12 protein-coding genes and 1 pseudogene are annotated in these 12,283 nt (G+C 45.2%); 10 read left to right on the top strand and 3 right to left on the bottom strand.

The window, feature by feature from the left end; translation table 11 throughout:
• Positions 1–42 precede the first annotated feature (42 nt).
• A complete protein-coding gene (locus AC0IYG_RS12520) occupies positions 43–597 on the bottom strand; it encodes a nitroreductase family protein (protein WP_471711403.1) in 555 nt (184 codons plus the stop codon).
• Positions 598–910: 313 nt separating this feature from the next.
• On the opposite strand from AC0IYG_RS12520, the gene AC0IYG_RS12515 reads away from it, so the two are divergent.
• Positions 911–1,150, top strand: coding sequence for a winged helix-turn-helix transcriptional regulator (locus tag AC0IYG_RS12515; RefSeq protein ID WP_471711402.1), 240 nt, complete (start codon positions 911–913; stop codon positions 1,148–1,150).
• Between the two features lie 61 nt (positions 1,151–1,211).
• Here the strand turns inward: AC0IYG_RS12515 and fbaA are convergent, their stop codons facing one another.
• Positions 1,212–2,291 carry a class II fructose-bisphosphate aldolase gene (fbaA, locus tag AC0IYG_RS12510; protein WP_471711401.1) on the bottom strand — a complete coding sequence of 360 codons (1,080 nt, stop codon included), beginning with the start codon at positions 2,289–2,291 and terminating at the stop codon, positions 1,212–1,214.
• A gap of 184 nt (positions 2,292–2,475) precedes the next feature.
• Between fbaA and AC0IYG_RS12505 the strand changes: the two genes are divergently transcribed.
• The 8 genes from AC0IYG_RS12505 (at position 2,476) to AC0IYG_RS12470 (ending at position 11,364) form a co-directional block, all read left to right on the top strand.
• Positions 2,476–2,769 carry a hypothetical protein gene (locus tag AC0IYG_RS12505; RefSeq protein WP_471711400.1) on the top strand — a complete coding sequence of 98 codons (294 nt, stop codon included), beginning with the start codon at positions 2,476–2,478 and terminating at the stop codon, positions 2,767–2,769.
• Entirely contained in the window at positions 2,766–3,971 is a 1,206-nt protein-coding gene (locus AC0IYG_RS12500) for a hemolysin family protein (RefSeq protein ID WP_471711399.1), read from the top strand. The genes AC0IYG_RS12505 and AC0IYG_RS12500 overlap by 4 nt, the downstream gene beginning before the upstream one ends.
• 75 nt (positions 3,972–4,046) lie before the next feature.
• A complete protein-coding gene (gene bla, locus AC0IYG_RS12495; protein ID WP_471711398.1) occupies positions 4,047–4,898 on the top strand; it encodes a class A beta-lactamase, subclass A2 in 852 nt (283 codons plus the stop codon).
• Positions 4,899–4,940: 42 nt separating this feature from the next.
• Positions 4,941–5,561 carry an ABC transporter ATP-binding protein gene (locus AC0IYG_RS12490; protein WP_471711397.1) on the top strand — a complete coding sequence of 207 codons (621 nt, stop codon included), beginning with the start codon at positions 4,941–4,943 and terminating at the stop codon, positions 5,559–5,561.
• Between the two features lie 88 nt (positions 5,562–5,649).
• On the top strand, positions 5,650–9,033 hold the full coding sequence (locus AC0IYG_RS12485) for a DUF7948 domain-containing protein (RefSeq protein WP_471711571.1): 3,384 nt from the start codon (positions 5,650–5,652) through the stop codon (positions 9,031–9,033).
• A 26-nt stretch (positions 9,034–9,059) separates the two neighbouring features.
• Positions 9,060–9,509, top strand: a complete 450-nt coding sequence (locus AC0IYG_RS12480; protein ID WP_471711396.1) for a DUF4920 domain-containing protein — start codon at positions 9,060–9,062, stop codon at positions 9,507–9,509.
• A gap of 72 nt (positions 9,510–9,581) precedes the next feature.
• Positions 9,582–10,250 (top strand): SGNH/GDSL hydrolase N-terminal domain-containing protein, encoded by a 669-nt coding sequence (locus AC0IYG_RS12475; RefSeq protein ID WP_471711395.1) that lies wholly within the window; start codon positions 9,582–9,584, stop codon positions 10,248–10,250.
• A complete protein-coding gene (locus tag AC0IYG_RS12470; protein WP_471711394.1) occupies positions 10,174–11,364 on the top strand; it encodes an SGNH/GDSL hydrolase family protein in 1,191 nt (396 codons plus the stop codon). The genes AC0IYG_RS12475 and AC0IYG_RS12470 overlap by 77 nt, the downstream gene beginning before the upstream one ends.
• A gap of 7 nt (positions 11,365–11,371) precedes the next feature.
• Here AC0IYG_RS12470 and AC0IYG_RS12465 read toward each other — a convergent pair.
• Positions 11,372–12,191: pseudogene (locus tag AC0IYG_RS12465) on the bottom strand (1,4-dihydroxy-2-naphthoate polyprenyltransferase).
• Between AC0IYG_RS12465 and AC0IYG_RS12460 the strand changes: the two are divergent.
• Entirely contained in the window at positions 12,109–12,282 is a 174-nt protein-coding gene (locus tag AC0IYG_RS12460) for a hypothetical protein (RefSeq protein ID WP_471711579.1), read from the top strand. The pseudogene AC0IYG_RS12465 and the gene AC0IYG_RS12460 overlap by 83 nt on opposite strands.
• The last annotated feature ends 1 nt before the right edge of the window (position 12,283 follow it).

Raw genomic sequence — 12,283 nt, 5'->3', positions numbered from 1 at the left:
TTCAATGTTTTTAGTTTAGAAACAAACCCTTTTTACCTGGCATTAAATAGAAATGAAAAGCTCCTCGCTCGATCTTCTTACCCTCTTCGCATGCGCCAGTCCGTCGTTGGCGGAATCGCGGTAACCCAATGTCATGATGACAACACTTTTCAGGCCTTTTTCGGTAAGTCCGAGGATTTCATCCAGTTTGGCATTATTAAAACCTTCCATTGGCGTTGCATCCACATGCTCAGTCGCAGCAGCAACCAATCCATGTCCTAATGCGATATATGCCTGACGAGCCGCCCAGTTGAAATTGCCCTCATCAGAACGACTTTCAATGCTGTTGGTAACATTCTGTTGAAATTTGGATAATGATTCAACCGTTACGCCGCGCGTTGTCGCGATCAAATTCATGTAATCGGTGATTTGCTGAGCAGTGATTTTGGTCCATGCAGCAAAAACAAGCAAGTGAGAAGCATCCGGAATCTGGGGTTGCGGGGCGGCTTCTTTAAAAATCTTATCCTTCGTTTCCTGATCTGCAATGACAACGATATTGTAAGGCTGCAAGCCAGCAGAAGATGGTGATAACTTAATGGCTTCCAATATGGTATCCAATTTTTCTTGTGGGACAGCCTGTCCATTATCATTCTTTTGGCCGCATATCTCCAGGTTCGGTTTTCTATCAGGTTGTTCATTTCAATATTTTTATTAATTTCGATATGCAAACTTATATAAATAAACTATACTTTTGTAAGTACTATACCAAAGTAAAGTGAAATTAGTTCAGTTATGGAAACAGCAGAAGCAACAATCGCAGATAAGAAAAAGCCTCATACGCAGGGAGCGTGCACAAAAAGTATGCTGCCCGTGCGTGACGCATTGAGAAGTTTTAAGCGGCAAATGGAAATTGCCTATTATTATATCCTTAATGTTTGGCAACAAGCGTTTCTCGCAGATCGCGAAAGAAATTCCGGGCATTACAGACAAAATGTTATCAAAGGAACTGAGGGACCTCGAAGCAAACTGCTTAGTAAAAAGATCCGTCTACGACTCCATCCCCGTGGTAGTCGAATACACATTAACAGAATACGGCCAAACCTTAATGCCGGTTATTGAAGTGTTACGCAAATGGGGCGAAGCACATAGGGATAGGATTATGAGTTTGTGATCAACAAAAAAAGCAACCCTCGCAGGTTGCTTTTTTTATCTCATCAAAATCCAGCCTGAAATTATCCCAGCTGGTTAATGCAGTTCAGATCTTCGAATGCCAGTTTCAGGCGTTGGATCATGCTTTCTTCGCCTTTACGTAGCCATACGCGTGGGTCGTAGTATTTTTTGTTTGGCGAATCGGGACCATTTGGGTTACCCAATTGCGTCTGAAGGAAGCCTTCGTTTTCTTTGTAATATTTCAAAAGACCTTCCCATGTTGACCATTGCATATCCGTGTCAATGTTCATTTTGATCGCACCGTATTCGATGGCTTCACGGATCTCTTCGCGGGAAGAGCCTGATCCTCCGTGGAATACAAAGTTTACAGGCAATTCTGCCGTTCCGAATTTCTCCTGGATAAATTGCTGTGAGTTGCGAAGGATTTTCGGCTCCAATTTCACGTTTCCTGGCTTATAAACACCATGAACATTACCAAATGCTGCTGCAATGGTGAAGTTTGGAGAGATTTTTGAAAGCTCTTCGTATGCGTAAGCAACTTCTTCTGGTTGTGTATAAAGTTTTGAGCTATCCACGTCGCTGTTATCAACGCCGTCTTCTTCGCCGCCCGTTACACCCAATTCAATTTCAAGTGTCATGCCGATTTTCGCCATGCGCTCGAAATATTTCGCTGAAATTTCAATGTTCTCTTCAATCGGTTCTTCCGAAAGATCCAGCATGTGAGAGCTGTACAAAGGAATGCCGTGCTGGTCGAAATAACGCTCGCCCGCATCCAAAAGACCGTCGATCCAGGGAAGCAATTTTTTAGCACAATGGTCTGTATGCAAAATGACAGGAACGCCGTAAAGTGCAGCCATTTGGTGCACGTGCATGGCACCTGAAATTCCGCCTGCAATGGCAGCCTGCTGATTGGTGTTAGCGAGACTTTTTCCAGCATAAAATATCGCACCGCCATTCGAAAACTGAATGATAACAGGGCTGTTAACCGCTTTGGCAGTTTCTAGAACCGCATTTACTGAGTTGGTTCCTACCACGTTAACCGCCGGAAGGGCATAGTTATTTTGGTTGGCGTGGCGGAAAATTTCGCTAACTCCGTCACCGGTTACAACACCGGGCGCAAAGCGTTTTGTGGTTTCGCTCATAGTAATAAAGAATATTTTTTCAAGAATAAATTTTACAATTCAGATATAAAAAATGAACTGCGCGGGAATCGCTGCAAGTTAGGTATTTTACAGAAAATGGCGGAAATATCAAGGGTATATTATGGTTTATGACGAAGATTAATCTATCTATAATCGTTTTAGCGCAATCTGCGTATCTTTGAAAATGATTGAAATTGCAGGCATTTGTCTGCAACATTGTGTTACCAAAGCATTATTAATGAATTCCAAACTGACCCGAACGATTCTGATCGCCCTCACACTTGGCTTTTTTGTCGTGTGGGTGCTCGAATTCCGCAGGACTACAATGTTCGAGAGTTACTGGCTGCTGTTGCTCAGTATCATGTGTTTGCTTTTGTTTCAATTCAGCCGCCTGAAAGCATCATTGCAAGCCAAGCGCGACAACGAATTGAATGTGAATATTAAGAAGGATAAACCGGCCAAAACTGCGAAAAAATGAGCATGCTATTATTGGGTTTGACGGTCGTGTTTTTCATCCTTGCGGGTTACTATGGCGCTGTGCGGTCCGTTTTGCTGGATGTTTCCATCGACCGTTATTCATTGCGCCACGAAAAATCGGAGGAAGTTTACGAGACATTATACTGGCGGCGGATCTTGCGCATGATCCGTTTGCTAACGGTCGCATTGGGTTGTTTTTTGGCCATTGCGACATTTTATCCCGTTCTTTTGGTTGATCTCGGTGTTCATGAAGGCGTTTTAATAGCTGGAATGTTTGCTGTTTTGATCGTCGTCTGGATGGCAAGTTATTCGAGCTGGGTGAAAATAGGCCGTGCTTTTCCGGATGCGCTCAACCTCACTGCATTTCCGGTTCGCTTTGCGGAATGGGTCATTACGCCGCTTTATTGGGTTGTGGAGCCATTTGTGAAAGAAAATATTCTGTCACCATCATTGCGCGACGATGCTATTTCTGCCGACGATCCTGATTTTGATGATCATAGTATTGAAGAAAGAATGTTTATCAATGCATTGGATTTCAAGGATTTGCGGATTCGGGATTGCATGATTCCGCGGACTGAGATTTCAGCAGTGAATGTCAATGCGAGCATTGAGGATTTGCGCACAGCATTCCTCACCAGCGGCCATTCGAAAATTATCGTTCACCGCGAATCCGTAGATGAAGTGCTCGGTTATTGTCACGCATTATCCCTTTTCAAAAAGCCAAAAGAAATCAGCAACATTATCACGCCGATCCTGATCGTGCCCGAAGCAATGCCTGCCAGCGACCTGATGCTGCGGTTTTTGGAGGAAAGAAGAAGCCTTGCCTTGGTTGTGGATGAATTCGGAGGAACGTCGGGACTGGTGAGTGTGGAAGATGTCGTTGAGCAGATTTTCGGAGAAATTCAGGATGAATATGACTCGACAGAAGACTGGACCGAGCGCCAGTTAGACGATAACAGTTACATTCTGAGCGCCCGTCACGAGCTCGATTATTTGAACGAAAAATATGGCTGGGAGCTCCCGGAAGGCGATTATGACACATTAGCAGGCATGTTAATCGACAACTTTGGCGATTTACCCGAAGTGAATGAAGTCGTGAGCATTCCGCCGTATGCATTTCAAGTCGTTTCTATGCAGGACACGCGCATTGAGCTGGTTAGACTCACCATTGAAGAAAGAGAAAAGAGAACCGATAAAAGTTAACAGGTCAAAAAAAGATTTACCAATCCAATGAAAATAAACGCATTACGCATCTTTCTGTTAACGACAATATTCTTTTTGCCAAAACTATTATCAGCTCAAAATACAGATTTAAAAAGCAAGTTAGAAAGCATTACCAAGCAAATTGACGGGATTACGGGCATAGCGATCCAAAATTTTGCCAGCAAGGAAAAGACGGTTATAAATGGAGATCACAAATTTCCAATGCTGAGTTCTTTTAAATTCCCGATTGCGATGGCAGTGCTGAATCAGGTTGATAAAGGAAAGCTTTCTTTAAACCAAAAATATCACCTCACTAAGGAAGACGTTCAGCTTAAAACTTACAGCCCGCTCAGAGATAAATATCCTGCTGGCGAAGTGGATCTGACCATTGCGGACTTGTTTACAAGCATGGTTTCGCTGAGTGACAACATTGCATGCGACATTCTTTTTAGGCTGGTTGGCGGCACAAAGCCGGTGCAGGATTATGTGCATGGCCTTGGGATTAAAGACATTGCGATTGTTGCCAATGAAGAGCAAATGGGGCAGGATTGGAATGTGCAATATACCAATTGGTGCAAGCCTGGCGCAATGTTACAATTGCTTGAAATCTTTTATAAAGGCAAAGCTTTATCTAAAACCAGCCAGGAATTTTTATCGAAAATCATGATCGATGGGCCGACCGGTTTGAACCGGATCAAAGGTCAGTTGCCAACAGAAGCTGTGGTGGCGCATAAAACGGGCACTTCCGGAACAGATGACAAAGGCCTTAAAGCCGCGGTAAATGATGTTGGCATTGTAAAAATGCCCAATGGGAAAAGTTTTGGAATTGTGTTATTTGTGTCAAATTCAACCGCCGATTTGAAAGCAATTGAGCTTGTCATGGCGCAAGTTTCCAAGGCAGCTTATGATCATTATGCGACGAAATAAATGGCCTGATTGGGTCCGCGTCCTCATACAAAGTTTTGAACAGTGCGAATATCAGTTGAGAAAATAGGGAAGAAATTTGTGAAGGAATGGATTGTTCGCAATGCAACTTTCGAGCTGCAAGCCGGGCAACAATATACATTTGTAGGGCCCAACGGCAGTGGAAAATCAACACTTTTGCAATTGCTGACGGGCATTATGCCTGCGTCCGAGGGAACGATAAAATACATTGACACAACAGGAAAGGAAGTGGAGGTCGACCATTGGTATAAACATCTGGTCGTTGCAGCGCCTTATCTCGAACTGATCGAAGAGTTCACATTGCGCGAGCTGATCCAGTTCCACAGCAAGTTCAAGCCACTCAAAAATGGCCTTTCGTTCAAAGATTTTGAGGACTTTATTCAACTTTCGCACGCAAGCAGCAAAACGCTCCGCCATTTTTCCTCTGGAATGAAACAGCGCGTCAAGCTTGGCCTCGCGTTTATGTCCGACGTTCCCATTATTTTCCTGGACGAACCCACCACGAACCTGGACGTTCCGGGCATTAATTGGTATCTCGATCATGTTGTGCATCACACACAGAATCAGCTCGTTTTGCTCGGCTCTAATGTGCGGCAGGAATATGAATTTTGTGAAAATATCATTTCAGTTTCTGCGTTCAAATAAAAACACAGCCAAGCCTATATGCGGAGAAATTTACGTGCAATCGTTTTACTTTTCCTGTTTTTGACCTGCACAATAGGCAACGGCTTCGCTGCCGGAATGCACTTTATCGAGAACCGCGGCCAGTGGGAATCCGACATTTTATTCCGCACTGAAATTCCCGGCGGCTTTTTATTCCTCAAAAAAACAATCACTTGTTTACGTCTTATATAATGCTGCGCAGGTTTCCGCAAATCATGGCAAAAGCCATGCGGCTTCATCTGCTGCGAGAGAAAATGCTGGACTGATCGCTGCCCATGGCGTTGAAGTCGAGTTTCTGGGATCATTGCCGAATGCTAAAATGACGTCCAAACTTCCTGTCGAAACGGGTTTCAACTATTTCCTTGGCAAGGAGGAGCAAAAGTGGGCTGGTGGTGTAAAGGGTTTTGAAGAAGTGATTTATCAAAATCTTTACCCGGGCATCGATATGCGCGTTTATCTGCATCAATTGACATTAAAATACGAATTCATCGTTCATCCCCAGGCTGATCCTTCCCAGATCAGGATGAGATACAATGGTGCCGACAATGTTGCAGTAAATGAAGCCGGTCAGATTGTGGTAAAAACAAGCATTGGTTCTTTCAAAGAAGCGGAGCCTTATTCTTTTCAGCAAGTTAATGCACGAACCACAGAAGTGTCCTCAAAATATCTTTTATCCGCGGAGAATGTTGCAACATTCAGTATTCCAAAGGTTTATAATAAATCAGAAAAGCTGACAATTGATCCTGAACTGATCTTTTCCACATTTTCCGGCTCCGTTGCGGATAACTGGGGGCATACGGCAACTTATGACGACGAAGGAAATCTGTATTCCGGCGGAACAGTTTTCGGGGCCAATTTTCCAGCAACGGTCGGCGCTTTTCAAACTAAATTCGAAGGGCAGGTCGATGTGTCGATCATGAAATTTACGTCCGATGGAAGCAAGCTTGTCTATGCCACATTTCTGGGCGGAAGCAATGCTGACATTCCAAGCAGTCTGATCGTTAACAGCAAAAAAGAGCTGCTGATCCTCGGCACAACATCTTCCAAAAATTTTCCAACCCGAACCGGCGCATATCAGGCAACATTCGGAGGAGGAACGAAGGTTATCCCCATTTCCGGACTCGATCTTGATAATGGCGGGGACATTTTTGTATCCAAAATGAGTGTGGATGGCAAGCAGCTGAGTGCGTCAACATTCGTCGGCGGAAGTGGAAATGATGGCGTCAGCGCAACTGAGAATGTGTTGATTAAAAATTACGGAGACAGTTTCAGAGGGGAAATTGGTGTAGATAAAGATGATAATGTGCTCGTCGTTTCTTCAAGTAATTCGGCTAATTTTCCTGTTAAAAACCCGGCACAGGCTAAGCTGGCGGGCGATCAGGATGGCGTTGTTTTTAAACTGAATTCTGCGCTTAATGCTTTATTATGGAGCACATATATTGGTGGAAGTCAATGGGATGCGGCGAATTCATTGAAGATTTCGGCCAATGGTGATATTTATGTTGCGGGCATAACACAAAGCGCAAAATTGCCAATCAGCGCAACCTCTTACCAGAAGGATTTGAGTGGAACGGAGGACGGTTTTGTCGTGCGCTATGCCAATGATAAATTGGCTGCTGCAACTTATTTAGGAACTGCTAATCAGGATGGGGCCTATTTACTGGATCTTGATCAAAGTAATAATGTCTATGTTTACGGGCTGACTAATGGCGCATATCCCGTCAGTCAAGGCGTTTATCAGAATGCAAAAAGCGGGCAATTTGTGCATGCGCTGGACGGTGCATTATCCAAAACTATTTTCTCGACCGTCATAGGGTCGGGGAGAGGCTTTCCTGACATTTCGCCAACGGCATTTCTCGTCAGTGAATGTGGAAACATTTATCTGGCAGGATGGGGAGGCAATGTGAATGCTTCAACCGGCAACAATCCGAACAGCACGACGCGCGGAATGGTCGTTACGGACGATGCAATCCAAACTTTGACAAATGGAAACAACTTTTACATTGCGATCTTAGAGCAGGGAGCAAAATCGCTGCTATATGCCACTTTTTTCGGAAGTCGGGATCGCTCAGGCACCGTTCAGGGCGACCATGTGGATGGCGGAACGAGCCGGTTTGATAAAAACGGCACTATTTATCACGCAACCTGCGCTTGTGGCGGCAGCGGTTTTCCGGTAACCCCACAAGCCTGGTCGAAGACAAACAACAGCGAAAATTGTAATAACGCAGCATTCAAGATAGACATTGATCGCCTGAAAGCGGATTTCGACGTTTATTCAGGCAGCACCAAAGATGTGCTCCGCGGTTGCGCGCCGTTGTCGCTTTCATTTGTAAATACGAGCGAGGGCGGCGTCGATTACATTTGGGACGTGGGCGGCAATACTTTTTCGCGGGAAGAAGATCAGTCGGAATTCACTTTTACGAAACCCGGGGAATACACGGTGACATTGAAAGCCTATAACCGCCTCAGCTGTAAACGGGTTGATGTTGCGCAAAAAAAGATCATTGTCGAAACGCTTAACAGCAAAATTAAGGCGGACACAACGGTTTGCGAAAACTCAAAAATACAGCTCTGGGCTTCCGGCGGAACGCAATATAAATGGTCGCCGACCGCCGGAATGGATAATGCTGCAACCGCAATGCCTTCTGTAACGGTGCAGGAAAACACAGAATATTCAGTCGAGATCAGCAATGCAAGCGGCTGCAAAGTGACTGAGAAAATGAAGGTCGCAGTTGATAAAAAGGCGGATTTTATTGAAATGCCGGATGTGGAGGTTTGCCCGGGATCAACCGTTGTCCTGAGTGTTTCGGGTGACGGCACGCAATATCGCTGGCTGGCCAACAATGGATTGGAAGAAACGATTGGAAAATCGGTAACCGTGAAGCCTGAAAAAACAACAACATACAGAATAGAAGGCATTTATGCGGATGGATGCCGCCCATATCGCGAAATCACGGTGAAGGTGGACCGATCGTATGAGCCGGTTTTTGAGATAACGCAGTCCGGCGGAGCATGCAATGCGCCATTTAGTTATTCTACGGATAACAAAACGCAGAATGCGACGCGCTACGAATGGAACCTGGGGACGGGTAACACGGTGACAGATCCGAACATTAATGAATATATTTACGAAACGCCTGGGGATTATACCGTAACGCTAACTGCTTATAATAGTGCGGGATGTGCAATTTCCGGATCGAAAACGATAAAGGCTGCTCCGCCATTTACACTGGCCAATGTGATTACGCCGAATGGTGACGGCAAAAACGATTTGTTCGTAGTTCCCGTTTTGCCGGCATCGCTGGAAGTTTTTAACCGTTGGGGAAAATCAGTTTTCAAAACTTCTGATTATAAGAACGATTGGGGCAAAGGAATTGGAAACGGGACTTACTTTTACGTCGTCGACACGCCGCAGGGCAACCATTGCAAAGGCTGGGTAGAAGTTTTGGAATAATTATCTTACACTTAAACACATATGAAATGAAGAAAGTAATGTTGCTGATGATGCTTGCAATGAGCACATTAGCTGTAAAAGCACAGACGAGCAACCATTTTGGTAAAGAGATTACAGAAGCCAAAGCCATTGAAGCGAGCGCTTTGCCAAAACAGATGGCTGACAAGACTGAAATGAATGCCAAAGTAAGCGGCGAGGTGGAATCGGTTTGTCAGGTCAAAGGCTGCTGGATGCTCGTGAAACTTGATAACGGCGAAACGATGCGCGTAATGTTTAAGGATTACGGATTTTTTGTGCCAAAAGACATAACAGGGAAAACGGTCGTTTTCGAAGGACAGGCGCAGAAGAAAACGATTCCGGTTGAGCATTTGCAGCATTATGCCAAAGACGCGGGTCAAAGCAAGGAGGAAATTGCAAAGATCACCGAACCAAGGGACGAACTGACCTTTATAGCAGACGGCGTGATTGTGAAATAATCCCGCGAATCAAAGTAAGAACTGAGTGAATGGGCACTTTTGGGCATATCCAAATGTGTCCATTTCTTTTATATGAAGTCGAAAATCGCCCTCAGTTGCTTTGTTTTAGCCCTTTCGTTCCATCTTACATTTGCACAATCCAATAAGCTCAATTGGTGGAATCCGCAGACGGCTACATTTCCCGTTTTGGAAGGTCAGGCTTGGCCGAAAGAAGTGAAAAATCCATACGATAGGCTGCCAGCGCGTGCTGAAAAGCTGGTTAGGGAACAAGTTTGGGGTTTATCCAATCAGTCTGCGGGGTTAATGTTGCGGTTTCGTGCCAACGCTGGTGAAATATGCATTCGTTATGTTGTAGGCGGAAAGCATGCATTGCCGCACATGCCTGCAACGGGTGTAAGCGGCGTGGACCTTTATGCCATTTCAAGCGATGGAGACTGGCGCTGGTGCGCTGGGAAATATGCTTTTGGCGACACAATTACTTACACTTTCAAAGGGCTGGAGCCCAATGATTCATATCACAAAAGAGGTCGGGAATACAGACTTTATCTGCCGTTATACAACAGCGTAAAATGGCTGGAAATCGGCACCCCGGAAGGAACTGAGTTTGCACCATTGAGCGTGAGACCGGACAAGCCAATCGTCATTTACGGCACTTCCATTGCTCATGGAGCTTGTGCATCACGCCCTGGAATGGCCTGGACGGCGATTTTTAGGACGGAAACTAGATCATCCGCTGATTAACCTCGGCTTTTCCGGGAACGGGCGGCTGGAAGAGGAAGTTGTCAGCATTGTTTCGGAAATCGACGCCAAGATATTTGTTCTGGATTGCCTCCCTAACCTCACGATCCGGCCCGATTCCAAGCTTGGACTGACCATTGATGACGTGAAAAATCGCATCTTGGCAACAACAAGAACATTACGAAAAAAGCATCCGAAAACTCCCATTGTGCTCGCATCTCACGCTGGTTATACGGATGAAGATATGAATCCGCAGAGCAAGCATTTTTACAGCGAAGTGAATGAGACATTGAAAGAAGCATTCGCGCAGCTCAAATCGGAGGGCATTACGCAGTTATTTATCATTCCAAAAGCCGATTTTGGACAAGATATCGAGACAATGGTGGATGGAACGCATCCCAATGACCTGGGCATGATGCGTTATGCGGAAGGATATGAAAAGCATTTGCGCCAGATCCTGCATGAATACAAGGGCACAGCTTCGACCACGCAGCCGGTGATCCAAATGCGGGAGCCTAATAATTACGATTGGGAAGCCAGGCATGCTGAGATTTTAGATTTGAATAAGAAAAACTCAACTTCGACAGTGGTTATCGGCAATTCAATCACGCACTTTTGGGGCGGACTTCCGAAAGGGCCGCGAGCAACTGGAGCAGATTCGTGGGACAATACTTTTGGTAAAAATGCGAGGAACATGGGCTACGGCTGGGACCGCATTGAGAATGTGCTGTGGCGGATCAATCACGGGGAACTGGACGGATATGCTGCCAAGCAGGTTTTTGTTAACATTGGCACCAATAATCTGCATTTGAATTCCGACGAGGAAATTGTTGAAGGATGGAAAATGCTAATCGAAGCCATCAAGTTTCATCAGCCGGATGCGCAAATTGTCATGCTTGGCATTTATCCAAGACGCGCACAAGAAGGCAGAGTCAAAATAATCAATGAGAAGTTGGCGCAGTTAACCGGCGAAGCGAATGTAACTTTCCTCGATCCGGGAAAAGTGTTTTTACAAAAAGACGGAAAAATCGACGAATCGCTGTTTTCAGACGGTCTGCATCCCAATGCGAAAGGATACAAACTGCTGGGAGATGCGATTAAGCCATTTGTAAAATAATAATCGCTTACAAAACGACCCCTATGCCGAACAGGATAACAAACAGCAATGTAGAAAGTGCCATTTGTTTCAGGTAAGGATCCAATTCACTTGCTTTTTTTAATCTGGAAATAGCCAGGCCGTTTTTGATAAATAACGGGAAGCTCAGTAAAAACATCAAACTGGTATAACCTGAAAAATGCTCCGCGGTGTAGACGGACACACAAAACATGCCGATAATGAGAATCGTCCAGTGATAAGCAATGGCTTTTTGGCGTCCTAAGCGCACGGGAATGGAGTTTTTGCCCGTCGCTTTATCAGATTCAATGTCCCTGATGTTGTTAATGTTTAACACGCCGACAGCGAAAAGTCCGCAGCTGGAAGCGGGTAAAAGCAAACCCCAATCCCAAACGTGCGTATGCAAATAACTGCTGCCGAGCACGCCAACCCATCCGAAAAAGATCAGCACCGACAAATCTCCCAAACCGACATAACCATAAGGACGTTTTCCGGCGGTGTAAGTGATCGCGGCAATGATACAAGCAATGCCAATTCCCCAGAAAAACCCAGAATGTATTGGCAGGAGCGCCTTTTAGAGCAATAATTAACAATGTAATGCCGGAAGCCAATGCAAGAATTGAAAAAAAAATGATGGCTTTCAACATTGTACCAGCCTGAATATGTCCTGAATGAACAGCTCTGCGGGGCCCTTCACGTAACTCTGTGTCTTTGCCATTCACCGCATCGCCATAATCATTTGCGAAGTTGGAAAGAACCTGCAATAAGATAGTCGTTAAAACGCTTAATCCTGCAACGGGCCAGCTGAATGTTCCGGTGGACGCCGCCAGGAAACAGCCCATTAATATACAAGAAAGTGCGAGGGGCAATGTGCGCGGGCGGGCCGCTTCAATCCAGGGATTCATTGATTTGAGAGGGTAAT

It is taken from the genome of Dyadobacter sp. AC419, assembly GCF_979253085.1.
Note: the sequence above shows the minus strand (reverse complement) of the source record. Positions and strands in the feature narration are given on the sequence as shown.